Source organism: Streptomyces paludis (genome assembly GCF_003344965.1).
Taxonomy (GTDB): domain Bacteria; phylum Actinomycetota; class Actinomycetes; order Streptomycetales; family Streptomycetaceae; genus Streptomyces; species Streptomyces paludis.
The window spans coordinates 4604338-4630479 of sequence record NZ_CP031194.1 but is presented as its reverse complement, the minus strand read 5'-3'; the positions used below and the strand labels follow the sequence as shown (position 1 = coordinate 4630479).

The 26142-nt window shown below is 71.2% G+C and carries 26 protein-coding genes; 12 read left to right on the top strand and 14 right to left on the bottom strand.

What is annotated here, in order from left to right; genetic code table 11:
* Window positions 1-34: 34 nt before the first annotated feature.
* Together DVK44_RS20585 and DVK44_RS20580 are read right to left on the bottom strand one after the other, a co-directional pair.
* Window positions 35-289 (bottom strand): hypothetical protein, encoded by a 255-nt coding sequence (locus DVK44_RS20585; RefSeq protein WP_114660975.1) that lies wholly within the window; start codon window positions 287-289, stop codon window positions 35-37.
* On the bottom strand, window positions 282-692 hold the full coding sequence (locus DVK44_RS20580; protein ID WP_331461615.1) for an ATP-binding protein: 411 nt from the start codon (window positions 690-692) through the stop codon (window positions 282-284). Before DVK44_RS20580 ends, DVK44_RS20585 begins: the two co-directional genes overlap by 8 nt.
* A gap of 313 nt (window positions 693-1005) precedes the next feature.
* Between DVK44_RS20580 and DVK44_RS20575 the strand changes: the two genes are divergently transcribed.
* Both DVK44_RS20575 and DVK44_RS20570 read left to right on the top strand, forming a co-directional pair.
* Entirely contained in the window at window positions 1006-1887 is an 882-nt protein-coding gene (locus DVK44_RS20575; RefSeq protein WP_114660974.1) for a DUF5753 domain-containing protein, read from the top strand.
* 4 nt (window positions 1888-1891) lie between these two features.
* Window positions 1892-2098 (top strand): DUF397 domain-containing protein, encoded by a 207-nt coding sequence (locus tag DVK44_RS20570; RefSeq protein WP_114660973.1) that lies wholly within the window; start codon window positions 1892-1894, stop codon window positions 2096-2098.
* A gap of 597 nt (window positions 2099-2695) precedes the next feature.
* On the opposite strand, the gene DVK44_RS20565 is transcribed toward DVK44_RS20570, so the two are convergent.
* Both DVK44_RS20565 and DVK44_RS20560 read right to left on the bottom strand, forming a co-directional pair.
* Complete coding sequence (locus DVK44_RS20565) at window positions 2696-3481, bottom strand: S66 peptidase family protein (RefSeq protein WP_228447286.1); 786 nt, start codon at window positions 3479-3481, stop codon at window positions 2696-2698.
* 803 nt (window positions 3482-4284) lie between these two features.
* Window positions 4285-4536 carry a hypothetical protein gene (locus DVK44_RS20560; RefSeq protein ID WP_114660972.1) on the bottom strand — a complete coding sequence of 84 codons (252 nt, stop codon included), beginning with the start codon at window positions 4534-4536 and terminating at the stop codon, window positions 4285-4287.
* Between the two features lie 159 nt (window positions 4537-4695).
* Between DVK44_RS20560 and DVK44_RS20555 the strand changes: the two genes are divergently transcribed.
* From DVK44_RS20555 to DVK44_RS20545, 3 genes are all read left to right on the top strand, one after another.
* Window positions 4696-6054, top strand: a complete 1359-nt coding sequence (locus DVK44_RS20555) for a sensor histidine kinase (protein WP_114660971.1) — start codon at window positions 4696-4698, stop codon at window positions 6052-6054.
* 91 nt (window positions 6055-6145) lie between these two features.
* Window positions 6146-6814, top strand: a complete 669-nt coding sequence (locus tag DVK44_RS20550) for a response regulator transcription factor (RefSeq protein WP_162794273.1) — start codon at window positions 6146-6148, stop codon at window positions 6812-6814.
* 148 nt (window positions 6815-6962) lie between these two features.
* Window positions 6963-7904 carry a CPBP family intramembrane glutamic endopeptidase gene (locus tag DVK44_RS20545; protein WP_228447285.1) on the top strand — a complete coding sequence of 314 codons (942 nt, stop codon included), beginning with the start codon at window positions 6963-6965 and terminating at the stop codon, window positions 7902-7904.
* Window positions 7905-7961: 57 nt separating this feature from the next.
* On the opposite strand, the gene DVK44_RS20540 is transcribed toward DVK44_RS20545, so the two are convergent.
* Complete coding sequence (locus DVK44_RS20540) at window positions 7962-8387, bottom strand: winged helix-turn-helix transcriptional regulator (protein ID WP_114660969.1); 426 nt, start codon at window positions 8385-8387, stop codon at window positions 7962-7964.
* Between the two features lie 132 nt (window positions 8388-8519).
* Here DVK44_RS20540 and DVK44_RS20535 point away from each other — a divergent pair, with 132 nt between their 5' ends.
* Both DVK44_RS20535 and DVK44_RS20530 read left to right on the top strand, forming a co-directional pair.
* Complete coding sequence (locus DVK44_RS20535; protein ID WP_114660968.1) at window positions 8520-8924, top strand: RidA family protein; 405 nt, start codon at window positions 8520-8522, stop codon at window positions 8922-8924.
* Between the two features lie 64 nt (window positions 8925-8988).
* Window positions 8989-10368, top strand: coding sequence for a hypothetical protein (locus tag DVK44_RS20530; protein ID WP_114660967.1), 1380 nt, complete (start codon window positions 8989-8991; stop codon window positions 10366-10368).
* Between the two features lie 21 nt (window positions 10369-10389).
* Here the strand turns inward: DVK44_RS20530 and DVK44_RS20525 are convergent, their stop codons facing one another.
* The 3 genes from DVK44_RS20525 to DVK44_RS20510 are packed head-to-tail and all read right to left on the bottom strand — an operon-like array spanning window position 10390 to window position 13152.
* Entirely contained in the window at window positions 10390-11268 is an 879-nt protein-coding gene (locus DVK44_RS20525) for an energy-coupling factor ABC transporter ATP-binding protein (RefSeq protein ID WP_228447284.1), read from the bottom strand.
* On the bottom strand, window positions 11265-12026 hold the full coding sequence (gene cbiQ, locus DVK44_RS20515) for a cobalt ECF transporter T component CbiQ (protein ID WP_114660966.1): 762 nt from the start codon (window positions 12024-12026) through the stop codon (window positions 11265-11267). Before cbiQ ends, DVK44_RS20525 begins: the two co-directional genes overlap by 4 nt.
* Before the next feature lies 1 nt (window position 12027).
* Complete coding sequence (locus tag DVK44_RS20510) at window positions 12028-13152, bottom strand: energy-coupling factor ABC transporter permease (RefSeq protein ID WP_114660965.1); 1125 nt, start codon at window positions 13150-13152, stop codon at window positions 12028-12030.
* Window positions 13153-13315: 163 nt separating this feature from the next.
* Between DVK44_RS20510 and DVK44_RS20505 the strand changes: the two genes are divergently transcribed.
* Window positions 13316-13750 carry an SsgA family sporulation/cell division regulator gene (locus tag DVK44_RS20505; protein WP_114660964.1) on the top strand — a complete coding sequence of 145 codons (435 nt, stop codon included), beginning with the start codon at window positions 13316-13318 and terminating at the stop codon, window positions 13748-13750.
* A 227-nt stretch (window positions 13751-13977) separates the two neighbouring features.
* Here the strand turns inward: DVK44_RS20505 and DVK44_RS20500 are convergent, their stop codons facing one another.
* Both DVK44_RS20500 and DVK44_RS20495 read right to left on the bottom strand, forming a co-directional pair.
* A complete protein-coding gene (locus DVK44_RS20500; protein WP_114660963.1) occupies window positions 13978-16206 on the bottom strand; it encodes an MMPL family transporter in 2229 nt (742 codons plus the stop codon).
* Between the two features lie 173 nt (window positions 16207-16379).
* The gene (locus tag DVK44_RS20495; RefSeq protein WP_114660962.1) at window positions 16380-16952 is read right to left on the bottom strand and encodes a TetR/AcrR family transcriptional regulator; all 573 of its coding nucleotides are present in this window, start codon (window positions 16950-16952) and stop codon (window positions 16380-16382) included.
* Window positions 16953-17164: 212 nt separating this feature from the next.
* On the opposite strand from DVK44_RS20495, the gene DVK44_RS20490 reads away from it, so the two are divergent.
* From DVK44_RS20490 to DVK44_RS20480, 3 genes are all read left to right on the top strand, one after another.
* Entirely contained in the window at window positions 17165-20632 is a 3468-nt protein-coding gene (locus DVK44_RS20490) for a S41 family peptidase (protein WP_114665311.1), read from the top strand.
* Window positions 20633-20694: 62 nt separating this feature from the next.
* Window positions 20695-21057: a type II toxin-antitoxin system RelE/ParE family toxin gene (locus DVK44_RS20485; protein ID WP_114660961.1), complete on the top strand. Its 363-nt coding sequence runs from the start codon at window positions 20695-20697 to the stop codon at window positions 21055-21057.
* Complete coding sequence (locus DVK44_RS20480) at window positions 21054-21371, top strand: helix-turn-helix domain-containing protein (protein WP_114660960.1); 318 nt, start codon at window positions 21054-21056, stop codon at window positions 21369-21371. The genes DVK44_RS20485 and DVK44_RS20480 overlap by 4 nt, the downstream gene beginning before the upstream one ends.
* A gap of 138 nt (window positions 21372-21509) precedes the next feature.
* On the opposite strand, the gene DVK44_RS20475 is transcribed toward DVK44_RS20480, so the two are convergent.
* The 4 genes from DVK44_RS20475 to DVK44_RS20460 all read right to left on the bottom strand — a co-directional run bounded on the left by DVK44_RS20475 (window position 21510) and on the right by DVK44_RS20460 (window position 25288).
* Complete coding sequence (locus DVK44_RS20475; protein WP_114660959.1) at window positions 21510-21689, bottom strand: hypothetical protein; 180 nt, start codon at window positions 21687-21689, stop codon at window positions 21510-21512.
* Window positions 21690-21807: 118 nt separating this feature from the next.
* Window positions 21808-22734, bottom strand: coding sequence for an SDR family oxidoreductase (locus tag DVK44_RS20470; protein WP_114665309.1), 927 nt, complete (start codon window positions 22732-22734; stop codon window positions 21808-21810).
* Between the two features lie 32 nt (window positions 22735-22766).
* Window positions 22767-23654, bottom strand: a complete 888-nt coding sequence (locus DVK44_RS20465) for an alpha/beta fold hydrolase (RefSeq protein ID WP_228447283.1) — start codon at window positions 23652-23654, stop codon at window positions 22767-22769.
* A gap of 104 nt (window positions 23655-23758) precedes the next feature.
* A complete protein-coding gene (locus DVK44_RS20460) occupies window positions 23759-25288 on the bottom strand; it encodes a flavin-containing monooxygenase (RefSeq protein ID WP_114660958.1) in 1530 nt (509 codons plus the stop codon).
* A gap of 197 nt (window positions 25289-25485) precedes the next feature.
* On the opposite strand from DVK44_RS20460, the gene DVK44_RS20455 reads away from it, so the two are divergent.
* Window positions 25486-26142 (top strand): MerR family transcriptional regulator, encoded by a 657-nt coding sequence (locus tag DVK44_RS20455; protein WP_114665308.1) that lies wholly within the window; start codon window positions 25486-25488, stop codon window positions 26140-26142.

Below are 26142 nucleotides of genomic sequence, written 5' to 3'. Positions count from 1 at the left end.
GCGGTCCGGGGGTACGCACGGGGGCGCGGCAACCTCATATCCGCCCCCACCCCCGCCGACAGGGCAACTCCCCCACCGGCACGGTCACGAGAACCGACGCGCGGTGACAGTGGCAGGTGTACGCGTACACAGCGCCCGGCGCTTCGTCGGCGAGCAAGGCCCGTACCTCGTAGTCCGGATCGGCGGAGGACGACGAGGCCGCCCACAGGACGGTCACAACGAGCACCAGAAAGCTCACGCCGAGCGCGACGACCCCCCAGAGCCGCGCGTCACTGACGGGCTCAACCACCTTCTACCCCAAGGCCGTTGAGGACATCGAACTCGGCGAACACCGTCTTCCCCACGCTCCGAGGCTCCGTCCCCCACCGGTCCGCGATCTCCGCGACAATCCGGAGCCCCCGCCCAAAACACTCGTCGTCGGCGGCGACCCGAGCACGCGGCAGCCGCTCACCACGCGGATCACTGACCTCGACCCGCAGAGTGCTGGCCCGCAGAACATGGCGCACCTGGAACAGCCGCCCTCGGACGCAGCCGTACATCAGGGCATTGGTCCCCAACTCGGAGACCACCAGCCCCACGGACCAGGAAAGTTCGGGATACCCCCACTTGGCCACCAGCGACGCGGCACGGTGTCTGGCGAGGGTGACACTGCCGGCGACGGGACTGTAGTTGAGCCGGTCCTCGTGCAACACGGGCTCGAAAGGGGGCTCGGGGCAAGGGGTTTGAGGATCTGAGGCCATGGACGCGCGCACCTCCATGTGCGGTCGGGGCGTTGCCCGTACGGGGCGGATACGCGGCGGTGGCGATACCGAAGCCCACGCCTGCCGTTGGGCAGGGCGTGGCGGTGCACTTCCGCTGGGCGGTTCCGCTGTGCGAGCGGTTGCGTACACACCGTATTGGGGTGAATGGCTGTCCCGCAATATGGCGGACAGTCAACTCGCTGTCCGAGTTGAGTTCGACAGGGCCGAGACCTCAGAATGTGGCGACGCAACAAGGGAGGGCAGCATGGGTGGCACCAACCCCGACCGGGGCAAGACGGTCTCAACCGTCTTGGGGCGCAGGCTCGGTGGCGAGCTGCTACGCATGCGATTGCAGCGAAAGCAGGGCCAGGCCGCTGCGGCCAAGGCCCTGACGGCATCCGCGACCAAGGTCGCAAAGATGGAGCGCGGCCTGGTCCCCATGCGGGACCCGGACATCCGAGCGTTGTGTCACCTGTACGGGGAGCGGGACGAGACGGTCATAGAACGGCTGCTGGAGCTGGCGGCAGTCGACCGCGATCGACGCAAGGCGAAGGGCTGGTGGAGTCAACACCCGCAGTTGGCCTCACTGCTGGAATACGTCGCCCTTGAGGCCGTCGCGACGCACATTCGTACGTGGCAACACTCGCTCGTGCCTGGCCTGCTTCAAACGCCGGACTACGTGAGAGCCCTCGCCACCGGGGCAGGCTTCTGGGACGATCCCGCAGCTATCGACCCATTCGTCGAGAGCAGGATTGCCCGGCAGATCCGACTGGAAGGTGAGCAGCCGCTCCACCTCTCAGCGGTTCTTCACGAGAGCGTCCTACGCCAACACATCGGGGGCCGAGACGTGATGAAGCAGCAACTCAGCCGCCTGCTGGACGTGGCCAAGCAGCCCAACGTGACATTGCAGGTGGTGCCCTACTCCGCCGGCGCCCACCCGGCCATGACCAACGGGTTCAGCATCCTTTCGTTCGCTGAACCAGGCGCGCTGGACGTCGTGCATATGGACACCACACTGACGGCCATCTGGCTGGAAGACGAAATTGACACCCCTCGCCATGGCCGCTCCTTCGAACGCCTCACCGAGCTGACGCTCTCACCGCGTGACTCTGCTCAGCTGATCAACGCAAGCCTCAAGGAGTTGTAGCGGTATGGCCGCGTACAAGTTCATCAAATCGAGCTACAGCGGAGCCAACAACACTCAGGAGTGTGTCGAAGTCGCCCGCAACGTGCCCACCACCGTTGCCATACGCGACTCCAAGCACCCCACCGGCCCGGTCCTGCACGTTGCCCCTGCGGCCTGGCAGACCTTCGCCAGCTGCGGGCCCTGGGGCGTGCGGGTCAGTACCAAGAGGTAAGCAGGGGTGTACGGGGGCGAGAAGCTGAACGCTGGGCCGCCCCTCCTCCTGTCAGTGTCGCGCCTCCAGGGGAGGAGTAAAGGGCGCTCCTTCGTCGCGTCGGCTGCGCCGACTCCGCTGCGCTCCGCCCTTGACACCTCCCCTTCCGGCGCGTGTACGGAAGAGGGGGGGGCGGCCGGGGGGGAGGGGGCCCAAGGGGTGGCGCCGTACTGCCGGTCGGCTCAGGGTCCGGCGGGCCGGTGGGCCCTGCGGGGCTGCGCAGCAGAGGAATGGGGTGACTCGGCACCGGCTCAGCGGCTGACGGTCCGCTGTTTGCTGAGACTCAAGCCCCGCTGGTCACCGTCGCGCTGTGGTGCCCGGAAGGCGGACGGGTTCTGCGGCCCGGCCGGGTCTGCGGGCCGCCCTCCTGTCGATCCGCCCCATATGGGGCTGTTTCGCGGGAGGGTGGGGGTCCCTTCGGGCGGCTCATGCGTCCGCAGGTGCATTGGCGGCACTCCTGGATGCATGGAGCGGCTCCAGGGGGACTGGAGTGACGGGTGGGGCAGGGGGGGAGACGGCCGGACCGGCGGCGGGGCGAGAGGGGCGCGCCCCGTCACGTCACCGGGGGCGTACTGCTGGTTCGAGGAGTGACAGGGTTCGCTGCCCCGCGTCCAGGGCGGCGCGGATGCCTACCGGCATTGGCAGGTTGGGGCCGGCGTGGCCGAACTCGACGTTGCCCAGGACCGGGATGTCACGGTCACCCAGAACGTCGAGGACGATCTCGCGGAGGGTCGGGGACCCGTCCGTCCCGAGGCCGTCGATCGCGTGCGGGATACCCACGACCATGCCGGAAATCCGGTCGAGGATGCCGCAGTGCCGCATCACCTGGAGATTGCTCCACACATACGACGCGTAGCCGCCCATCTCTTCCCAGAACAGCACCGCGCCGTCGAACCGTTCAAGCGGCAGCGCATACGGCGTCGCCTGCGCCAGCACGATCCGGTTGATGACACCGCCAAGCAGCCGACCCTCGGCACGCCCCGCGCGCCAGCACTCCCACGACGGAGTGGTCGGCAGCGCACCGATCGGCTCGTCGCTGGTCAACAGCGTCGAGTAGAGCTGTTCAAGCACCGCCTGGCGCGCTGCGGGCGCGGCCTGCCAGTGCCCGCCGAGTCCGGGAGTGGCCAGGTCCGCATGGAAACCCACCAGCCCCGCACGCGCATAGAGCACCAAATGCAACAACGAGATGTCGCTGTAGCCGAGAATCGGCTTGGGATCGGCCCTGACCGCCTCAACGTCGATCAGGTCCAGGTAACCGAGCGCCGTCTGACCACCGTCATGCGCGACAATCGCGCGCACCTCCGGATCACGCAGCAACCCATTGAACTCCTCAGCAATCTCCACCGGCCGAGCCGCACTCCACCAAGACTCCGCCCCGCCTCAAGAAGCGGCGCCCGCCGCACACGAAACCCCATCCGCTCCAGCACCACCACCGCCCGCTCAAGATCAGGTTCATAGACGGCATGGAGCGGCCCGGACAGCGCCGCAATGACAACGAGATCGCCGGGACTCAGAGCACGCGGCCGAAGCAGTACCGAAGTGGTCACCGCCGCAGTGTTCCAACACGACGCGACAACACGCCACGCATTAACCGGCGCCGGACCGGCCACCCCCTGCCCCACCAGTCACTCCGGTCCCCCTGGAAGCGGTCCATGCATTCAGGAGTGCCGCTAACGCACCCCCGGACACATGAGCCGCCCGAGGAGCCCCTGCGGACCCCATCCGGGCAGCAGAACCCACCCGCCTTCCGGGCACCACAACGCAACGGTGACCAGCGGGGCTTGAGTCGCAACCAACAACGGACGGTCGGCCGCCGAGACGGGGCCGAGTCACCCCATTCCTCTACCGCGCGCCCCGCAGGGCCCACCCGCCCGCCGGACCCTGAGCCGAGTGGCAGAACAGCGGACCCCTCGGGCCCCCTCCCCCCGGCCGCCCCCCCTCTTCCGTACACGCGCCGGAAGGGGAGGTGTCAAGGGCGTAGCGCAGCGGAGTCGGCGCAGCCGACGCGACGAAGGAGCGCCCTTTACTCCTCCCCTGGAGGCGCGACACTGGCAGGAGGAGGGGCGGCCCATCCCGCACCAAGCGCCCAGCACCTCGCCACCGGCCCACCCCGGTCTACCCCTTGGTACTGACCCGCAGGCCCCCACCTATCGGCGGCGGCGCTGGCGCCGGGCGCGTATGACCAGGGCGGCTACGGCCGCCGTGGTCACCAGGCCGCTTGCCAGGTGGGTCCAAGCAGGGGCGGAGCCGAAGTTGGTTGCGACGTTGGCGGTCGAGCTGAGGACGACGACCGCCCACAGCAGGTTGCGTACGAGCCCGTCGCGGGACGCTCCGGCGGGCTGCTGAACCTGCCCAGCCTGCTGGGCGGTTGCGGGACGGTACGGTTCGGTGGGTGTCACGGCGGGGTGCTCCTCGGGTGGGTGTGAACGAGGTTGTGGATGACGTTCGTGGACGACGTTACGGAGCGTGGCGGGACCCGCCCATCCCGCGTACCGCCCGGTTCGCGGTACAGCAGGCTGTACCGTCCGGCCCCGAGGGCCACGTAAGGAGGCTGACGGATGGCTACGGCATCCCCCGCGACCGCAGACAGCAACGGCCGTAGCGACGGCAACGACGGCCGAGGCGCCGCCGCCCGCGCCCTGCGGCGCGCCGCCTCGGCCGTCGGGGAGCTTCTCGGTGGTCTCGGAACGGCCGTTCTGGCGCTGGCCGTTCTGGTTCTGCTGGCCGCGACGGCCGTCACCGCGCTCGTCGGGGTCGGGCTGTTCCTCGCGCCCCTCGCGCTGCGCGCCCTGCACGCTCTGGCCCGCCAGGAGCGTGCCCGGCTGGGCCGGCGGGGTGCCGAGGTCGTCGCGCCGGATCCGCCGCCGGCCGGGCTGGTGGCCGCGCTCGTGGACCCGACCACGCGGCGGGAGGCGCGCTGGCTCGTTCAGCACGCGACCTTGGGCTTTCTGCTGGGCGTGCTCGCCTTCTGGCTGCCGCTCTCCGCCGTACGCGACACCACCTTCCCCCTCTACTGGCGGCTGACGCCCAGCCCTCCCACCGCCACCTCCTTCGGCGTCGGTACGGCGCACACCTGGCTGGACGCCATCGCCGTGTTCCTGGTCGGTGTGGGCGCGATCGCGATGCTCCTCGGTCTGACCCCCGCCATGGCGCGGCTCCAGGCCGCCCCCGGCCGGCGGTATCTCGCGGCGGGTTCGGATGTGGATCTGCTGCTGCGGGTGGCAGAGCTGACCTCCACCCGCGCCGCCGCCCTCGATGCCCACGCCGTCGAACTGCGCCGTATCGAGCGGGCGTTGCACGACGGCACCCAGAACCGGCTGGTGTCCGTCTCCATCCTGCTCGGCGCGGCCCGCCGCCAGGTCGCCCGCGATCCGTCGCGCGCCGACGAGATCCTCGAACGCGCCCAGTCCGCCGCCGAACAGGCGCTGGCCGAGCTGCGCTCCGTGTCGCGGAGCATCATGCCGCCCGTACTGGACGACCGGGGGCTGGCCGGGGCGCTGTCCGGGCTCGCCTCGGAGTGCCCGGTGGACTGCCGTATCGACGTACAAACGCTCGAACGCTGTGCCGCCTCCGTCGAGGCGACCGCCTACTTCGTCGTGGCCGAGGCCCTCACCAACGTCGCCAAGCACAGCGGCGCCCGCCTCGCCACCGTAACCGTCCGTACGCGGGACGGGCGGCTCCTGCTGCACGTCACCGACGACGGCCGGGGCGGTGCGGAGGGCGCGAACGGCGCGGATGGCGGCGGTAGTTCCGGTAGTTCCGGTAGTTCCGGTGGCTCCGGTGGCTCCGGTGGCTCCGGTGGCTCCGGGCTGACCGGGATACGCCGCCGGGTGGCGGCCCATGACGGCACTCTCCGCCTGGCCAGCCCGCCCGGCGGTCCGACAACCCTGGAAGTGGATCTCCCCTGTGGCTCGTGAACTCCCCGAGGGCCCTGCCCCCTCCGCGCCGCGCGACCTCCCCGCCGACCGCAACGCCCCAACTCGCCCTGACGCCACCGCCGTCCGCGATCTGCGCATCGTCATAGCCGAGGACGACCCGCTGCTCCGGGAGGGGCTCGCCCTCCTGCTGCGCGCCGAGTCGCTCGACGTGGCCGCCACCGCCGGGACCCCCGACGAGGCGCTGGCCGCCATCGACACGTACCGGCCGGACGTCGCCATCTTCGACGTACGGATGCCGCCCACCCACACCGACGAGGGCATCCGGGCGGCCGTGGAGGCGCGGCGCCGTCACGCGGGGCTGGCCGTGCTCGTCCTCTCCGCGTACGTCGAACAGAGCTTCGCCACGCACCTGCTCACCGGCGGGGTCGGCGGCCTCGGCTATCTGCTCAAGGAACGCGTCGGCCGGGTCGAGGAGTTCCTCGACGCGCTGCACCGGGTGGCGGGCGGCGGTACGGCCATCGATCCCGAGGTCGTCGCGCAGCTCTTCACGCGCTCCCGCCAGGACACCCGGCTGGAGCGTCTGAGCCCGCGCGAGCGGGACGTACTCGCCCTGATGGCCGAGGGGTTGGACAACGGCGCTATCGCGGCCCGGCTCGTCGTCACGGACGGCGCGGTCCACAAACACATCCGCAGCATCTTCGCCAAGCTCGACCTCTCCCCCACCGACCGGGCCGACCGCGTGGACCGGCGGGTGGCCGCCGTCCTGCACTACCTGGAGGACACCCGGCGCCTGGTCTGAGTACGCCTACGACGGCTACGACGGCTACGGCAACTACCGCTGGTACAGCCTGCTGTACTCCGTTTCGGGGTGCCCACGGCAATGATCCTCGGCCTCGGGGCTGGTGTGCTGAACGCATCACATCCAGCCCCCTCCGAGAGGACACGCGGTGACCGTCCCCACCACCTCAGGCATCCGAGGCGCCTTCCAACGCGCCCCGCTGACCTGGTTCTTCATCCTCGCGTACGCATTGAGCTGGCTGGCCTGGACGCCGTACATCCTGTCGGAGAACGGACTCGGCGTCTGGGACCACGACTTCGGCGCCGGGGGCTCGGGCCAGATCCTGGGCATACTGCCGGGCGCGTACCTCGGCCCGATCTGCTCGGCCCTGCTGATCACCTCCCTGACCGAGGGCCGTCAGGGTCTGCGGAACTGGCGGGCCCGGATGGTCGGGTTCCGGGTCGGCTGGCACTGGTATCTGCTGGTGATGGTCTCGGTCCCCGCCGCGCTGACACTCGCCACCATCGCGCTGACGGACACAACGCCCGTACTGCCCGCCGCCATGATTCTCGCCGTGTACCTGCCTGGCCTGCTGATCCAGATGATCACAACGGGCCTCGCGGAGGAGCCCGGGTGGCGCGAGTTCGCGATGCCCCGGATGCAGAACCGCTACGGCCCGCTGGTCGCGACCTTCATCGTCGGCGTGCTGTGGGGCGCGTGGCACCTGCCGCTGTTCCTGACGGACTGGGGGGTCGCGGCGGGCATGGAGCCGCTGCGCGTGGCGGAGTTCCTGGTCACCGCGCTGGCCTTCAGCTACGTCATGACGTGGGTCTTCAACCGCTCGCGCGAGAGCATGCCGCTGGTCATGCTGCTGCACACCAGCGTCAACAACTTCTTCTCCCTGGCCTGGTCCGACATGTTCCCGGAGCTGACGGACAAGCAGGGCTCCCACGCGTTCCTGCTGGCCGCCGTCACGGCGGCGATCATCGTGCTGGCGGCCACGCGGGGGCGTCTGGGGTACGTGGCCGGGCGGTCCGTACCGCCCACGAAGCCGCCCACGAAGCCGGAGGCCGCGCAGCCCCCGGAGCCGGCAGCCGTCGACGGTCGCTGAGGGCAGCGGCGGCAGAGGGGAGCCAGCCCTCCGGCACCGCCACACGAGCTGCCCGAGCTACCCGTCGAAGCGGCTGCGCGCCGCCTCGATATGGCCGAGGTACTGGTGGGTCCAGCCGCACATCCCGTCCACCGTGGCGTGCAGGACGCGGCCCGGCTCGGTGAGGGTGTACTCGACGCGTGGCGGCACGGTGGGGTGGACCGTACGGTCGACCAGGCCGTAGCGCTCCAGCATGCGCAGGTTCTGGGTGAGCATCTTGTGGCTGATGCCCTCGACCTGGTTCCGCAGCTCGCTGAAGCGCAGGGTGCCCCGGCCTGCGGCCTTCCCGCCGGGAGCCTTTCCGCCCACGGCTTCGCCACCCAGCGCCTCGATGATCAGGAACGCCCACTTGTTGGCGACGTCGGAGAAGATCTCCCGCGCCAGGGAGTCCGCGCGTCTCAGGTCCGCGTCCTCGGGCGAGCCGCTGAACTGCTTGGTCACCATGAGGTTCCCCAGTCACTAAAAAGTGCGTTCTTCCAGGTCAGCGCTCACTCTTCTACGGTTTCCCAGTAACCGCAAGAGAGCACGTGCGCCCAGCACGCGCACCCCGCGGCCACACCAGTGAGGACACACACCATGGCCACCACCACCGACACCTTCAACCACAACATCCCGGCCGAGAGCGCGTTCGGCTACACGCAGGCGATCAAGTCCGGGGACCTGATCCATGTCTCCGGACAGCTCTCCCTCGACGACGCCGGAGAGTTCCGCCACGCGGACGCCTTCGCCGCCCAACTCAAGCTGACCTACGCCAACTTCGACAAGATCCTTGGCCACTACGGCGTCACCCGCAACCAGATCGTCTCGCAGGTCCTGTACGTGGTGGACGTGCAGCGGCACTCCGACGAGACCATGCGGGGCAACCTGGCGTATTACGGCGACCACCGCCCGGTCAGCACCGTGCTCGGTGTCACCGCGCTGACCTTCCCCGGCCAGGTCATCGAGATCAGCTTCATCGTCGACACCAAGCTGCCCGCCTGATCCCGTCAGGCCAAGGCCCTTTAACCGGGCTGAAGTTACCGGGCCGTGCCACTACCTTGAGCCGATGACAAGCCTCCACCACCCGCACCTGTCCGGGCTGGGCCGGAACCCGGCCGCCCCCGAGGACATCCTCGTGCGCCTCGCCGCGCACCCGGCCGGCCGGCACGGGATGGCGGGGCGCGGCGGCCCGCTGCCGGACGCCGTCGTCGAGGCCCTGCTGGCGCACGGCGACAACAGCGTCACGGTCGTCCGGCCCAGGGACCGGCTCTCCCCGGCGATGCGCCGCCGGATCGCCGGGCATCCCGATCCGGCGATCCGTGACGCGCACGCGGACTTCGTCCGCTCCATGGTCGACCGCGATGTGCCGATGGACATCGAAGACCTGGAGGACGCCTACGGCCGGCCCCGGACCGCGCTCGTCGGCGCGCCGAGTGCGCCGCTGCGCGCGGCGGTCGCGCGGGCCTGGCGCGACCGGCCCCTCGCCGTACACGTGGAGCTGCTCGCGGACCCGGATCCAACGGTCCGCGCGAGCGCGACCGGGCACGGGCAGCCGGCCGTCCCGCCCGAGTGGCGGGACCGTTGCCTCGCGGACCCGGCCACGCGGGCGAACGTGGCGCGTCACGCCCCGCTCACGTGGGACCAGTTCGTACCGCTCATGCGGAGCGAGGACGAGGAGACCCATCAGGCTGTCACCGAGAACCCGTGTCTGTCGTCCGCGATGGTGGCCCGCATCCTGGAGATGGACGCGGCCGGGGAGATCGACGATCCGATGGTGCGCGTCGCGGTGGCGCAGCACCGCCATACGGACGCCGCGACCCGGGACCGGCTGTACGCGCGCGTGGAAGCCGACCGCGCGGGCGGCAGCATCGAGGCCGATGTGGCGCTGAGCTGGTACGGAATCGAGCCGGACTGGCTGCGCGAGGCGCCCCTCGACGAGCGGCTGACCTACCTCGACTGCCCGCACAGCGCCTTCCGGCGGGTGCTGGCCTCCTGCCACGACCTGCCCGACGAGGCATGGCGCCGGCTGGACAGCGACCCGGAACTCACGGTCCGCCGCACCGCCGCCCGCCGCCCGGACGCTCCGCCGGAGGTACTGGAGCGGCTGGTCCGCGCCCACGGCGAGGTGTTCCACATCCGGCCGCTGCTGGTCGACCACCCCCGCTTCCCCCGGCACACACTGCGCACGTTCGTCGACGAACCGAGCCCGCACATCCGCTACGTAGCCCTCCAGGACCCGGCACTGCCCGTACCCGCCCTGGCACAACTCGCCGCCGACGCCGAGCACTTCGTGCGCCGAGGCGTCGCCCGTCACCCCAACATCACGCAGGAGCTGCTGACGCGGCTCCTGTCGGACCCGGCCCCCGAGGTCGTCGACGACGCCGCCGCCAACCCCGCGCTGCGGCCCGCCGAGATGTACGACATCCTCGCCACCCACGCGGAATGACCGGCTACGCGGGATGACCGGCTACGCGGCTCCGGAAGGGGCCCGTACCGTCGCCGGGTTGAAGCCGAAAGGCAGCTCCAGGCGGTGTGCGCGCATCAGTTGGTCGTCGGAGAGCAGCGCTCCCGTCGGGCCGTCCGCCGCGATGACGCCCTCGCTCAGGACGACCGCGCGCGGGCAGAGTTCGAGCGCGTACGGCAGATCGTGCGTGACCATCAGCACGGTGATGTCCAACGACCGCAGGATGTCCGCGAGTTCGCGGCGGGACGCCGGGTCCAGATTGGACGACGGCTCGTCCAGTACGAGGATCTCGGGCTCCATGGCCAGTACGGTCGCCACCGCGACCCGGCGGCGCTGGCCGAAGGACAGATGGTGCGGCGGCCGGTCCGCGTACTCCGCCATCCCCACCTGCCGCAGCGCCGCCACGACCCGCGCCTCCAGCTCGGCGCCGCGCAGCCCGGAGGCGGCCGGGCCGAAGGCCACGTCCTCCCGTACGGTCGGCATGAACAGCTGGTCGTCCGGGTCCTGGAAGACGATGCCGACCCGGCGCCGGATCTCCGCCAAGTTCCGCCGCTCCACAGGCAGTCCGGCGACCGCGACCGTACCGGCACCCGCCGTGAGGATGCCGTTCAGGTGCAGTACGAGGGTGGTCTTGCCCGCGCCGTTGGGGCCGAGCAGCGCCACCCGCTCGCCGCGCGCGACGGTCAGATCGACGCCGAACAGTGCCTGGTGGCCGTCGGGATAGGCGTACGCGAGGCCACGGACGTCGAGGGACGGCGGAAGCGGTACGGAGTCGGCGTCGGAAACGGGTACGGGGTCGGAAACGGACACGGGTACGGGTTCAGGCGCGGGTACGGGTTCGGGCGCGGCGTCGGGCGCGGGTACGGGTTCGGGCGCGGTCATAGCGCCCAGCCAAGCAGACACACCGCGAGCGCCGACACCGGGAGGGCCGCCGCGTACGTCCACTGCGTCCGGTCCGCGCGCACCTCGTCGATCACCGGCATGGTCCCGGCGTACCCCCGGCTGACCATCGCCAGATGCACCCGCTCGCCGCGTTCGTACGAGCGGATGAAGAGCGCGCCCGCCGACTTGGCGAGCACGCCCCAGTGCCGTACGCCCCGGGCCTCGAAGCCGCGCGAGCGGCGGGCGATGGACATCCGGCGCATCTCGTCGGTGATCACATCGCCGTAGCGGATCATGAACGACGCGATCTGCACGAGCAGCGGCGGCAGCCGCAGCCGCTGGAGGCCGAGCAGCAGCGCGCGCAGTTCGGTGGTGGAGGCGAGGAGTACGGACGCGGCGACGCCGAGCGTGCCCTTGGCGAGGACGTTCCAGGCGCCCCACAGCCCGGGGACGCTGAGCGACAGACCGGCGAACACCACCTGCTCGCCCGGGACCACGAAGGGCATCAGCACCGCGAACGCGACGAACGGGACCTCGATCAGCAGCCGCCGCAGCAGAAATCCGGCCGGGATCCGGGCGACGGCGGCGACCGCCGCGAGCAGCAGCGCGTAGAGCGCGAACGCCCAGACCGCCGTGCGCGGGGTGGAGACGACGACCAGGACGAAGCCGAAGACGGCGGCGAGCTTGCAGTGCGGCGGCAGCGCGTGGACGGGCGAGTGGCCCGGCCGGTAGAGCTTGTGGGCGTGCCCGGCGCCCATGTCAGGCGTTCCCGGCGGGTACGGAGGGATCCCCGTCCGGCCCGGCCCCGCCACCGACCGCCCCCTGACCTGCCCCCGCGCCCTCGGCCGTGCGCCGCCTCCGTACCGCCCAGAAGATCCCGCTGCCGACGGCGACCGTGGCACCCACCCCGATCACCCCGGCGAGCCCGCCGGAGAGCCGGCCGTCGGAGATGTCCGCGACGCCGTAGCCCGCGAGCGGGGAGCCGTCGGTGTGGTGCGCCTCGGTCTTCTCGTCGATGCCCTGGTCGGCGGCGACCTTCTCCAGTCCGTCCGGGCTGGACGAGGCGTAGTACGAGACGAACCCGGCGAGGACGAGCGCGGTGACCAGCCCGGCGATCCGGACGTTACGGGTGGACGCCGAAGCCGAAGCCGAAGCCGACCGCGCGGCGACAGGCTCCCCCGCCCCCGGAACCGCCGCGTCCACCAGCTCCCCGCCCACCCGCAGCTTCAGCGGCGCGGTGAGCCCGCGCGCCCCGTACACCAGGTCCGGGCGTACGGCGATGACGGCGCCGACGGTGAGCGCCGTGATCACCGCCTCGCCGATGCCGATGAGCACATGGACCCCGGTCATCGCGACCGCCACCCGGCCGATCGGGATGTCCGTCGTCCCCCCGACGGCGTACATCCCGGTGAAGGCGAGCGCGGCGGCCGGGACGGAGACCAGCGCGGCGACGAAGGTCGCGCCCGTGATCGAGCGGCGGGTACGGGGCAGGATCCGGACCAGCCCGCGGAAGAGCGCGTACGCGACGACGGTCGTCACGACGGCCATGTTGGTGATGTTCACGCCGAGCGCGGTGAGCCCGCCGTCCGCGAAGAGGATGCCCTGCATCAGCAGGACGACGGAGATACAGAGGACACCGGTGTACGGGCCGACGAGGATGGCGGCGAGCGCCCCGCCCAGCAGATGGCCGCTGGTCCCGGCGGCGACCGGGAAGTTCAGCATCTGGACGGCGAAGACGAAGGCGGCGACGAGCCCGGCCAGGGGCGCGGTGCGCTCGTCCAGCTCCCGGCGGGCGCCGCGGAGGCTGACGGCGACGGCGGTCGCCGCGACGGCGCCGGTGGCGACCGAGACGGGCACGTTGATAAATCCGTCGGGCACATGCATGGACCGATGATCGGGCCTCTTGCGAATGATTCGCAAGAGCGGACGGCATGCGAGATACGGCGCGACCAGCCGCGCGACATGCCAAGGAGCATCATTTGTACTATTAAGAGCGTTATGGCCTTACGTCCCCGCCCGGCCAGACGATCCGCCGAGGAGCAATGACATGTCTCCCGCCGTCGAACAGCCCGTCGAAGAGTCCGTCGAACAGCCCCCTGGGCAGCTCGTGGAACAGCCCGCCAAGGCCCGTCTCATCACGGACGCCCCCCAGTCCAGACCGGTCACCGTCACCCTCCGCCATGACGGCGCGGATCCCGGCACCGTACGGATCGCGTTCCCGCCCGAGGTCTCCGCCGACGGGGACGAGGTGGTCTGGGCGTTCGCCCGCACGCTCCTCGAAACCGGCCTGCGGCAGCCCGCCGGGGACGACGGCGACGACGTACAGGTGTGGCCGTGCGGCCGGGCGCAGACGGTGATGGAGTTCCACTCGCCGGACGGGGTGGCGGTGGTGCAGTTCGACTCGGCGCCACTGCGCAGGTTCCTGGCGAGCACGTACGCGCGGGAAGAGCGCGCGGAGGGCGGCCTGGTCCACAGAGCCTGACGAACAACAGAGCCTGACGAACAACAGGGCATGACGGGCAACAGGGCATGACGGGCAACAGAGCCTGAAGGACATACGCACACGTACAGCGGCCCGGTCCCACACCTCCCACCGAGGTGTGCGACCGGGCCGCGTGTTCCGCTCCGGCTCCCGTCCCCACGGTGCCGCAGCGATCCGGGGCCGCCACCCCGCTCAGGCGGCGGCTCCGGAGTCATGGGGGTGCGGGATCAGACCCGTACCAACTCCCGGTCCCCGTCCGGGCCCTGCGTCGGCGCCGTGTCGTGCTTGGTCAGCGCCTCGCCCTCGACGTCGACGTTGGGCAGGACGCGGTCGAGCCAGCGCGGCAGCCACCAGGCGTGCTTGCCGAGCAGCGCGAGCACGGCCGGGACGATCGTCATCCGGACCACGAAGGCGTCGAAGAGGACGGCGATGGCGAGACCGAAGCCGATCATCTTGATCATCGACTCACTCGCACCGATGAAGCCGGCGAAGACCGCGATCATGATCGCCGCGGCGGCCACGACCACCCGCGCGCTGTGCCGGAAGCCGGTGACGATGGCCTCGCGCGGCTCCTCGCCGTGGGCGAACGCCTCGCGCATCCGGGTGACGAGGAAGACCTCGTAGTCCATCGCGAGACCGAAGACGATTCCGACCAGGAAGATCGGCATCATCGCCATCACCGGACCGGTCTGATCGACCCCGAAGAGGCCCGCGAGCCAGCCCCACTGGAAGACCGCGACGACCGCGCCGAGCGTGGCGACCACGGAGAGCAGGAAGCCGAGCGCCGCCTTGAGGGGCACCAGGATCGACCGGAAGACCAGCATCAGCAGCAGGAAGGCGAGACCGACGACAAGACCGAGGTACGGGATCAGCGCGTCGTTCATCCGCTGGGCGAAGTCGATGTTCATGGCGGTGTTGCCGGTGACCAGAACGTCCGCGCCGTTGTCGGACTTGACGGTGGCGCCGGTGTCACGGATGGAGTGGACCAGTTCCTCGGTGGAGGTCGAGGAGGGCCGGTCCTTGGGGATCACGGTGATGATCGCGGTGTCGCCCGCCTTGTTCAGGGTGGGCGGCGCGACGACGGCGACATGGTCCAGCTTGCCGACGGATTCGACGACCTTGTCGGCCGCCTCCTGGGCGTTGTTCCGGGACTTGCCGTCGACGACCACCATCAGCGGCCCGTTGAAGCCGGGGCCGAAGCCGTCGGAGAGCAGGTCGTACGCCCGGCGCTGGGTGGTGCTGGTCGGCTGCGAGCCGTCGTCGGGCAGGCCCAGCTCCAGCGAGGTGGCGGGGATGGCGATCACACCGAGGCCGACGACCGCGGTGAGCATGACGGCGACGGGACGGCGCAGGACGAAGCGCGCCCAGCGGGTGCCCATGTTGGGCTTGCCCTCGGGCTGCGTCCCGGCGGCCGCCTTCTCGTCCATGGCCTTGCGCTCCTTGCGGCCGAACACCCGCTTGCCCGCGAAGCCGAGGGACGCCGGGACGAGCGTGAGGGCGATGAGGACGGCGACGACGACCGCGCCGGCCGCGGCGAAGCCCATCTTGGTGAGCACCGGAATGTCGACGACGACCAGGCCGGCCAGCGCGATCACGACGGTGAGACCGGCGAAGACCACGGCGGAACCGGCGGTGCCGACGGCGCGTCCGATGGCTTCCTCCCGCTCGCGGCCCTCGGCCAGTTCGGAGCGGTAGCGCGAGACGATGAACAGGGCGTAGTCGATACCGACCGCGAGGCCGATCATCGTGGAGAGGCTGGAGGAGCTGGTGCCCAGGTCCAGGGGGCTCGCCAGCGCGGTGATCGCGGCGAAGGAGATACCGACCCCGATGATCGCGGTGAGCAGCGGCAGCCCGGCGGCGATCAGCGATCCGAAGGTGATGACGAGGACGACCGCGGCGAGGGCCACCCCGATGGCCTCGGAGGACGCGGCGCCCTCGGGCTCGGCCTGGAGGGCGGTACCGCCGATCTCGACCGTCAGCCCGTCGGCGCGCGCGCCTTCGGCGGTCTCCGTGAGCGCGTCGCGGCTGGCGTCGGTCACCGTGGCCTGGTCGACCTTGTACGAGACGGAGACGTAGGCCGTGGTGCCGTCCTGCGAGACGGCGTTGGCGGTGTACGGGTCGGTCACGGAGGCGACCTGGTCCGAGCCGCTCTGCAACTCGCCGACGATCTTCCCGACCTCCGCCTTGTGCGCGGCGTCGGTCATCTTCTCGCCGTCGGGCGCCTTGAAGACGACCCGGGCGGTCGCACCGTCGGCGGTGGCGCCCGGGAAGCGCTGTTCAAGCAGGTCGAAGGCCTTCTGCGCCTCCGTACCGGGTATGGAGAAGGAACTGGCGGGGGCGGTGGCCGCGGAGACCGCGCCGACCCCGGCGAGCGCCAGCAGCGCCACCCACACGAGGGCGACGAAATTGCGGCGCCGGAAGGAGAACCGACCGAGCTTGTAGAGGAACGTGGCCACGAGGGCGTACTCCCGGGTCTATGGAACGAACAGGGCATGGGGAGCCGGCCCGACGGCAGAGCGGTACGCGTCAGGTATTACGGGGTGTTACGGGCACAGCGGGGTACGCGACCGCGACGGGTGACCGCGGTGACGCGTGCTGCGGGAGTGCTGCGTGCTATGGGGAGGGGGACTCAGACACCGAGGGCGGGGAAGACGACGGCGTCGATATAAGAGCCGAGGAACGCCTGGTCCGGCGGCACATCCTCGATCAGCTGCCGGGCCGCGAAGGCCCCGACCAGCATGTGGACGACATATTTCAGCGCGGGGCTGTCCGCGGGGATCTCGCCCCGGTCCACGGCCCGCTGGAGCAGCACATTGAGTCCGTCGATCTCGGGCTCGATGAGCAGTTCGCGCAGCGCCTGGAAGAGTTCGGGATTGTCGTGCACGGCGTGGAACAGACCCCGCATCAGCGCGGTGTCCTTCTCCACCTGACAGTCGTCCGTGTCCGACACCATGGCGAGGAAGTCCCCGCGCAGCGAACCGGTGTCGACCTGGGTCGTGTGCAGCGGTTTGTTGCTCCGCATCGCCCGGACGACCAGCTCGGCCTTGCTCCCCCACTGGCGGTAGAGGGTGGCTTTGCTGGAGTGGGTACGAGCGGCCACGGCGTCCATGGTGAGGGCGTCGTAACCGACCTCGCGCAGCAGATCGAGCACGGCACCGTACAGCTCGGCCTCGCGTTCAGGCGTGAGTCTGCTGCGTGCCATGTTCCTCGACCTTCCGAACGAAACGGTTTCGTACAGTACGAAGATAACCCCGCCCCCGAACGAAACGAAACCGTTTCGCTTGTGTCCTACGCCACACCGCCCGGCCGGGGTGTCCCGCCCGGCCCCCGGCCCCCGGTCTCCCCGCCCGGCGGACCGCACCAGAACCCGCGTTCAAGAGGCGCGGCACCCCCGACGAGTGCAGCATGGGGGAGGTGAGTGACGAGACCGCGTACCTTCGCTTCCCGCACCTGCACGGCGACTCCCTGTGCTTCGTCGCCGAGGACGACCTCTGGGTCGCCCCGCTCCCCGGGGCCGGGGAGGAACCCGGCCGGGCCTGGCGGGTGACGGCGGACCGGACCCGGCTCGGCCATCCCCGCTTCTCGCCCGACGGGCGGCACATCGCCTATACGAGCTGGCGCAGCCTCGACCCCGAGATCCACCTCGCGCCCGTCGGCGGCGGCCCCGCGCGGCGGCTGACGTACTGGGGCGCCACCGACACCCGCGTCTGCGGCTGGACCCCCGGCGACCGTACGGACGGCGAGCCGCAGATCCTCGCCGTCTCCTCGCACGGCCAGCCCTTCTCGTACTTCGCCTGGGCGTACAGCCTGCCCCTCGACGGCTCCCCCGGCGGCGCGCTGCCCTGGGGCCCGGTGACGGACATCGCCGTCGCGGACCTCGACGGTGAGCGCCGTACGCTCCTGCTCACCGGCAAGCCGCCGCACGAGCCCGCCGCCTGGAAGCGCTACCGGGGCGGCGCGACCGGCCGCCTCTGGCTGCACGGGGAGCGGCTGCTCCCGGACATCGGCGGGCATCTCGACTCGCCGATGTTCGTGGCCGGGCGCATCGCGTTCCTCTCCGACCACGAGGGCGTAGGGAACCTCTACTCCTGCCTCCCCGACGGTACGGACCTCACCCGCCACACCGACCACGACGCCTTCTACGCCCGCCACGCCGCCTCCGACGGCCACCGGGTCGTCTACCAGTGCGCGGGCGACCTCTGGCTGGTCGACACCCTGACCCCGGACTCCCGGCCGCGCAGGCTGGACGTACGGCTCGGGGGCCCGCGCGCGGGCCGGCGCGGCTATCAGGTGCCCGCCGGCCGGCACATCGACGGCCTCTCGGTGGACCTGACGGGCCGCGCGAGCGCCGTCTCCGTACGCGGCAGCCTCTACTGGCTCACCCACCGCGACGGCCCCGCCCGCACCATCGCGGACACCCCGGGCGTACGGGTCAGAAACCCGGTGATGCTCGGCAGCGGCGGCCAGGTCGCGTACGTCACGGACGCGGACGGCGAGGACGCCGTCGAGATCGCGTACCTCCCGCGCGCGAGCGGCGACCGCGCCCCGCGCAGACTGGCGTCCGGGCGGCTGGGCCGCGTACTGGAGATGGTCGCGGACCCGGACGGGGAACGGATCGCGATCGCGTCGCACGACGGGCGGCTGCTGCTGATCGATGTGGCGGACGGGGATGTGGGGACGCCGGTGGAGCCGGAGGCACCCGAGCAGCCCGAGCCGCCAAAGCCCCCCGAGCCCCAGGAGCCACAAGAACCCCAGGAGCCGCCCGAGCCAGAGGCGCCGCCCGAGCCTTCGGAAGAAGCGCAGCCCCCCACCCCCGATCCAACCCCAATCCCAACCCCCGATCCCGTCACCGAACTCATCCGCTCCATCAACGGCCCCGTCACCGACCTCGCCTTCTCCCCCGACGGCGGCTGGCTCACCTGGTCCCACCCCGGTATCGGCCGCTCGCTGCGCCAGATCAAGCTCGCCAAGATCGCCGGCAGCTTCGCCCGTACCGTCGTCGATGTCACCAACGGCCGTTTCGAGGACGAGAACCCCGTCTTCACCAGCGACGGCCGCTATCTCGCCTTCCTCTCCTGGCGCGGCTTCGACCCGGTCTACGACGTGCACACCGGCGCCCTGTCCTTCCCGCTGGGCTGCCGCCCGTACCTCGTGCCGCTCTCCTCCGCGACCCCGTCGCCCTTCGCGCTCTCCCCCGACGGCCGGCCGGCCGCGGGCGGGCTCGATCCGACGCTCGGTGAGGACGGCGAGGGTACGGTCACGGTCGAGGTCGAGGGGCTGCCGGACCGGGTCACGCCGTTCCCCGTGACCGCGTCGAAGTACTCGGCGCTGCGCCCGGTCAGCGGCGGGGGGCTGGTCTGGCTGCGCTGGCCGATCTCGGGCGCGCTGGGTGAGACGTTCGCGAACCCGGCGGACATGTCCGGGCGGCCGACGCTGGAGCACTTCGACATCGCGAAGGCGCGCAAGAGCGAACTCGTCGCGCATCTGGACTGGTTCGCGACGAGCGGCGACGGGAGCAGGCTGGTGGTCGTGGACGACGGCGAGCTGCGCGCCGTACCCGCGACCGAGCTGGGCGACCTCGATACGACGGTCTTCCTCGATCCCCGGCGCATCCTGCACGACGTCGATCCGGAGGCGGAGTGGCGGCAGGCGTACGCGGAGGCGGGGCGGATCATCCGCGCGTACTTCTGGGAGCCGCGGATGTGCGGCATCGACTGGGACGGGGTCCTCGACCAGTACCGGCCGCTGGTCGAACGCGTCGCCTCCCCCGACGAGTTCGCCGATCTGCTGCGCGAGGTCCTCGGCGAGCTGGGCACGTCGCACGCGTACGTCACACCGGCGAGGCGCAACGAGGGCCCGGCGCACTACCAGCGGGCGATGGGGCTGCTGGGCGCCAACCTCGTTTGCCGGGAGGGCGAATGGACGGTGAAGCGCATCCTGCCCGGCGACTCCTCGGACTCCCGGGCGCGCTCGCCGCTGGCGGGTACGGGCATCCGCGAGGGCGCGGTGCTCACGCATGTGGACGGGCGGGCGGTGGACCCGCTGACCGGCCCGTATCCCCTGCTCTCCGCCGCCGGGGGCACGACGGTGGAGCTGACCTTCCGCCCGGCGGCGCGCGAGGGCCGCGAGACCCGCGAGGACCGGCCCCGGCGCGTCGCGGTGGTCCCGCTGATCGACGAACGGCCGCTGCGCTACCAGGACTGGGTGTCCAAACGCCGCGAGGCGGTACGGGAGATCAGCGGCGGCCGGTGCGGCTATCTGCACATCCCCGACATGGGCGGCTCCGGCTGGGCGCAGTTCAACCGGGATCTACGGCTGGAGGTCTCGCGCCCGGCGCTGATCGTGGACGTCCGGGGCAACGCGGGCGGCCATATCAGCGAACTGGTCGTCGAGAAGCTCAGCCGCCGCATCATCGGCTGGGACCTGACCCGCGACGCCCAGCCCGTCTCGTACGCCTCGAACGCCCCACGCGGCCCGGTCGTCGCACTGGCCGACGAGGCGACCGCCTCCGACGGCGACATGATCACCGCCGCCTTCAAGCTGCTCGGCCTGGGCCCGGTCGTCGGCCAGCGCACCTGGGGCGGCGTGGTCGGCATGACGGGCCGCCACCGCCTGGTCGACGGCACGGTGATCACGGTGCCGATGAACGCGGCCTGGTTCGACGCGTACGGCTGGTCCATCGAGAACCACGGCGTCGCCCCGGACGTCGAAGCCCTGCGCACCCCCCTCGACTGGGCCGAGGGCCGCCACGCCCAACTGGACGACGCGGTCTGGATGGCCCTGGACCTCCTGGCCGGCACCCCGGCCGCCACCCCACCCGACTACAACGCAGTCCCCAACCTCCGCCGCCCACCACTCCCCCCACGCACCCAACCAATGTGACACCACCGGTGCCGCGACAGCGGTTGACTCCCGAAGGTATAGCTTTCACTATACTTGGACGTATGGACAGCGAGTGGGAGATCTTCCTGGTCGACGAGGTGCGCGACTGGATCGATGGCCTCGACGACCTGGCGCATGCACGAGTGGTGCAGGCACTGGATGCCCTGTCGGAGGGAGGCCCGGGGCTCGGGCGTCCACTGGTCGACACCATCCATGGCTCGACGATGGCGAATATGAAGGAACTGCGCCCCGGAACGGTGCGCATCTTGTTCGCCTTCGATCCGTGGCGCTGCAGCATTCTGCTGGTGGCGGGAGACAAAGCGGGGCGGTGGAACGAGTGGTACCGGGAAGCGATTCCGCTGGCCGAAGAGCGCTATGAGACCTACGTGAAGGAACGAGCCCAGAAAGAAGGAGGACGATCGTGAGCGGCTACACGCGCTGGCAGGACATTCGCGCTGAGCATGTTGCCCGCGCCGGAGGCGAGGAGGCTGTACAGGCGGGCAAGGAGCAGCTTCTCGCGGAGACAACTGGCCGCCGCCTGGCGGAACTACGGCGGTCCCGAGGGCTGACCCAGCAGGACGTGGCCGACCGTATGGGCGTCACCAAGGGGCGTGTGTCACAAATCGAGCGCGGACACGTCTCCGGCCAAGACGTCATCGCTCGATTCGCTGTGGCTTTGGGTGGGCGTCTGCATCAGGCCATCTATTTCGATGACGGGGACATCGCGGCTATCGCCTGACAGCCTCATCCGCCACCCGCGGGGCCCGAGCCGCAGGGCCCGAGCCGGTCGCCCCGGGCGGACACGCCGGAGGACACACCGAAAGGCGCACCCGGCGGGCCGGGTGCGCCTTTCCAGGACCGTCTCAGCGGCGCCGTGTCAGTGGTCGAAGCGGTCTTCCGCTTCGTCGCGGGCGTCCTGGGCCCTCGACTGGCCCTGGTCGCGGGCGTCCTGCGCGCGGTCCTTGGCCTTTGACGGGTCCTTGTTCTCGTCCATCTTGGCCTTGGCCTGGTCGGCGAGCTGCTGTGCCTTGTCCTTGAACTGGTCGGAAATGCCCATGGAATGTCACTCCTGAAGTTGTGGAGCCTTGGGATGAGGCCCGGAACCCCGGATGCGGGGTGGGGCCTCGATCAGACTGACACGGCGCGACATTCCACGCATTTCGATCAAGGTGCGATCAGTTACGGAGCGTGCGCCCCCGTTCGTCCGCCGCGCCGCCCGCGCCCACCAGCCCCCTGCGCACGCCCGCGCCCGCGCCCCCCGGACGGCCCGCGAGGCGCGCTTCGAAGAGGCGCATCTCGCGCTGTCCGGCGGTGGCGACGACGCCGGGCACATAGCCCCGTACGCCCTGCATACCGCGCAGCCACCACTGCGCGTACACATGCGGCGCGCGCCGCTCTATGCCGGCGACGATACGGTCCACCGCGGGGCCGAGCGGGTACGTACGGTTCGCCGGCCAGGGCAGCCGGGCGCGCAGTTCGCGCAGCGCCTCGTCCTCGTCGGCGCCGCGCACCATGTCGGTGTCCGTCCAGGACAGATAGCCGACGCCGACACGTACGCCCTGGTGCGCGACCTCGCCGCGCAGGCTGTGCGCGAACGCCTCGACGCCGGACTTGGACGCGCAGTACGCCGTCATCAGCGGCGCCGGCGTGATCGCGGCGAGCGAGGCTATCTGGAGGAAGTAGCCGCGGCTGCGGCGCAGATACGGCAGGAACGCCCGCGCCGTCACCGCGCCCCCGATCAGATTGACCTCGACGACCCGGCGCCACGCGGCCGGGTCCGAGTCCTCGAAGGGGCCGCCCGCCGCCACACCCGCGTTCGCCACGACGATGTCGACCCGGCCGAAGCGTTCCTGCACCTCGCCCGCGACCCGGGTCATCGCGGCGTCGTCCGTGACATCCGCGTACCAGTGGCCACCCTCCGCGTGCAGCCGCCCGGCGACACGCTTCAGCTCGTCCTCCTCCAGGCCCACGAGCGCCACCCGCGCGCCCCGCGCCGAGAGCTTGCGCGCCAGCAGCTCACCGACCCCGCGCGCGGCGCCGGTGACAACGGCGACCTGTCCGTCGAGGTCGCGGAAGCCGCGCGGGCGGCCCGTAAGCGGCAGTGTCCGGTTCGTCGTGGTTCGGTTCTTCGTGCTCACGCCGTGTCCTCCTTCGCCCCGAGATGCGCCGCCGTCAGCTCCCGTATCGCCTCGCCCACGGCCTCCGGCGCCTCCACCGGCCCCATGTGCCCCACGCCCGTCAGCACGGTCAGCCCGACACACTCGGGCAGCGCGGCGGCCAGCGACCGTGACATCGCGGGCGGGGTCATCCGGTCCGCCGCCCCGGCCAGTACGGAGGTCGGCACCTTCAACTCCGGTACGTTCGCGTCGAGATCGAGCCCGTCCAGCACCCTCGCCCACCCCGCCCGGGTCACCGTGGGACAGGCTTGCACGATGCGCGCGCACGCCGTGACGCGCTCCGGCGCCGTACCGGGGCCCATCGTCCCGTACCGCAGCAGCCGCTTCGAGAGCGGTGTGACCGGGCCCAGCGGCAGCCGTGTGCCGAGGATGCTCCGGGTGATCCGGTCGCGTGCCCGCCCGGCGCGCAGCGGTACGACCGCCATGTCGGTGACCAGCCGCGAACTGCCCGTGTTGCAGAGGAGAACGGCCGCCGCGTGCTCCCGGAAGACGGGTCTGCGGGCGGCGGCCATCACCGTCATACCGCCCATCGAGTGGCCGACCACCACCGCCTTCTCGCCGGGCGCGAGGGTCGCGGCGAGCACCGCTTCGAGGTCGTCGGCCAGCGCGTCGACCGAGAACGCGCCCGGTCCGCCCCGTCCGCCCGGATTGGCCGGTACCGGCGAACGGCCGTGTCCGCGCAGGTCGTAGACGATCACCCGGTGGTCGACCGCGAGATCCGCGAGCTGCGCCGCCCAGTACTGGATGGAGCAGGTCCAGCCGTGCGCGAGGACGACGGCGGGCCGGCCGTCCTCGCCGTGGATCTCCGCGTGTATCCGGGTGCCGTCGGCCGAAGTGACGGCCACCTCCCGCTCCTTGGGGATGTACGGACGCCCCGGGCGCCGCGCCTGGCGCCCGCGCCCTGCCGCCCCGTTCACCGACCCGCTCCCCGAACCGTTCACCGACCCGCTCACTGAACCGCCTCCTTCTCCCGCTCGGTGCCCCGCGCGGACCCCGCCGCCCGGATCACCTCGTACTCCGCGAGGTTCACCTCCCGCGTCGCCCGCCGGAACTCGGCCGTCGTGCCCGGCCAGAGTGTGGTGTTGTGACCGCTCTCGTCGAGATACCAGCTGGTGCAGCCGCCGGTGTTCCACACCGTGCGTTCCATCCGGCGCTGCACCCGTTCGTTCCAGCCGCGCACGGCCGCCGCCCGGGGCACCAGCGCCACCCGCCCCCGGCCCGCGTCCCGGCCGCCCAGTCCGTCCAACTGCCGTAGATAGTCGGCAAGATAGTTCAGATGGGACTCGATCATCAGGACCATCGAGGAGTTTCCCAGCCCGGTGTTCGGGCCGACGATCGTCATCCAGTTGGGGAATCCGGCGGCGGTCGCGCCGCGCAGCGATGTCACACCGCCCTTCCACACCTCCGCGAGGGTGATCCCGTCCGCGCCGATCACCCGCTCCGCGATCGGCATGTCCGTCACATGGAATCCGGTGCCGAAGACGATCGCGTCGGCCTCCACCTCCGTACCGTCCGCACCGACCAGTGTCGAACCGCGCACCTCGGCCAGCCCGCCGTCGACCACCTGCACATTGGGCCGCGCGAGCGCCGGATAGTACGAGCTGGAGAGCAGGATCCGCTTGCAGCCGATGCGGTACGAGGGCGTCAGCCTGGCCCGGAGCGCCGGGTCCTTGACCGACCGCGCGATATTGGCCTTCGCGAGGGTCTCGACCAGACCGAGTTCCTTCGGCCGCTTGGTGAACGCCTGGACCTGCAACTCCCGCACCGACCAGAGCAGTTGACGGCGCAGCGCGGCGGTCACGGGCAGCGCCCGGTGCAGCCGCCGCTCGGCCGCCGTGATCGCCCGGTCGGCGCGTGGCAGCACCCAGGGCGCGGTCCGCTGGAAGAGCGTCAGCCGGGACACCTCGGGCTGGATGGCGGGGACGATCTGTATGGCCGAGGCGCCCGTACCGACGACGGCGACGCGCTTGCCGCGCAGGTCGTAGCCGTGGTCCCAGCGCGCGGAGTGGAAGACCTTCCCCGGGAACTCCGCGAGCCCCGGTATCTCCGGGACCTTCGGATCGGAGAGCGGACCGGACGCGGAGACGACCACATCAGCGGTGAGTGTGGTGCCGCCCGTGGTCTCGATCTCCCAGCGCAGGGCGTCGTTGTCCCAGCGCATCAGCAGCACCTCGTGGTGGAAGCGGAGATGCGGCCGGAGCCCGAAGGTGTCGGCGACGTGTTCCAGATACGCGCGGATGTGGCGCTGCCCGGAGAAGGTGCGCGGCCAGTCGGGGTTGGGCGCGAAGGAGAAGGAGTAGAGGTGCGAGGGTACGTCGCAGGCGCAGCCCGGATAGCTGTTGTCGCGCCAGGCGCCGCCGACGGAACCGGCCCGTTCCAGTACGACGAAGTCGGTGATCCCCTCCCGTCGCAGCCGCACGGCCGCCCCCAGGCCGCCGAATCCGGATCCGATCACCGCGACACGTACATGCTGACCCATACCGCCTCCTGACCCACCCACCGAGCAAGAACGCGCCAGCGATCACTGGCGCAATTCGGAGCGTAGAGCAGCACCGTACTGATGGGTAGGGGTCGGACCGGGGCAAGTTACCCGCGGTACGACGCGTACGACATAAGCTGCCCGGCATGGAAGAGGGGCAGCGACGGGAGCAGGACACGGCGGTCCGCGAGTACCGCATGGCCGAGCTGGCCCGGGAAGCCGGCATCACCGTCCGCACCGTGCGCTTCTACCGCGAGCGCGGGCTGATCCGGCCGCCCCGCCGCGAGGGCCGCATCGCCTGGTACGACGACGGGCACCTGGCCCGGCTCCGTACGATCGCCGCCCTCCTGGAGCGCGGCCACACCCTGAACGGCATCGCCGACCTCGCCGCCACCATCGAGACCGGCCGGGACATCGGCGAAGTCCTGGGCCTGGGCGCCGACTTCGAGGAGACCCCGGTCCGGCTCTCCCCCGAGGAGCTGGCCGACCACTTCGAGGGCGAGGTCACCCCCGCGAACCTCGCCGCCGCCCTCGACCTCGGCTATCTCGCCACGGACGGCCCGGACATCGTGCACGTCAGCCGCCGGCTGCTGGACGTCTCGACGGCGCTGGTACGGGAGGGCGTACCGCTCGCGGCGGTCCTCGAAGCGGGCCGGAGCGTCCGGGTCCATACGGACGCGCTGGCCGCCATATTCGCCGCGGTCCTCCGCGACCACATCCCGGGCACGGACCCGGCCAAACTCAGGCCCCTGGCCCAGAGCGTGGTGACGGCGGAGGTGTCACTCGCCCTGGACCGCCACCTCCGCGCAGAAGCCGCCGAAACCGCGGAAGCCGCCGAAGCCCCGGACGCCTGA

Coding starts and splice junctions, on each gene's coding strand:
- DVK44_RS20570 (WP_114660973.1), top strand. CDS start 1,892: ATGGCCGCGTACAAGTTCATCAAATCGAGCTACAGCGGAGCCAACAAC.
- DVK44_RS20525 (WP_228447284.1), bottom strand. CDS start 11,268: ATGACCGCGCCCGAACCCGTACCCGCGCCCGACGCCGCGCCCGAACCC.
- DVK44_RS20530 (WP_114660967.1), top strand. CDS start 8,989: ATGACAAGCCTCCACCACCCGCACCTGTCCGGGCTGGGCCGGAACCCG.
- cbiQ (WP_114660966.1), bottom strand. CDS start 12,026: ATGGGCGCCGGGCACGCCCACAAGCTCTACCGGCCGGGCCACTCGCCC.
- DVK44_RS20475 (WP_114660959.1), bottom strand. CDS start 21,689: ATGGGCATTTCCGACCAGTTCAAGGACAAGGCACAGCAGCTCGCCGAC.
- DVK44_RS20455 (WP_114665308.1), top strand. CDS start 25,486: ATGGCCGAGCTGGCCCGGGAAGCCGGCATCACCGTCCGCACCGTGCGC.
- DVK44_RS20505 (WP_114660964.1), top strand. CDS start 13,316: ATGTCTCCCGCCGTCGAACAGCCCGTCGAAGAGTCCGTCGAACAGCCC.
- DVK44_RS20535 (WP_114660968.1), top strand. CDS start 8,520: ATGGCCACCACCACCGACACCTTCAACCACAACATCCCGGCCGAGAGC.
- DVK44_RS20540 (WP_114660969.1), bottom strand. CDS start 8,387: ATGGTGACCAAGCAGTTCAGCGGCTCGCCCGAGGACGCGGACCTGAGA.
- DVK44_RS20485 (WP_114660961.1), top strand. CDS start 20,695: ATGGACAGCGAGTGGGAGATCTTCCTGGTCGACGAGGTGCGCGACTGG.
- DVK44_RS20495 (WP_114660962.1), bottom strand. CDS start 16,952: ATGGCACGCAGCAGACTCACGCCTGAACGCGAGGCCGAGCTGTACGGT.
- DVK44_RS20510 (WP_114660965.1), bottom strand. CDS start 13,152: ATGCATGTGCCCGACGGATTTATCAACGTGCCCGTCTCGGTCGCCACC.
- DVK44_RS20460 (WP_114660958.1), bottom strand. CDS start 25,288: ATGGGTCAGCATGTACGTGTCGCGGTGATCGGATCCGGATTCGGCGGC.
- DVK44_RS20555 (WP_114660971.1), top strand. CDS start 4,696: ATGGCTACGGCATCCCCCGCGACCGCAGACAGCAACGGCCGTAGCGAC.
- DVK44_RS20575 (WP_114660974.1), top strand. CDS start 1,006: ATGGGTGGCACCAACCCCGACCGGGGCAAGACGGTCTCAACCGTCTTG.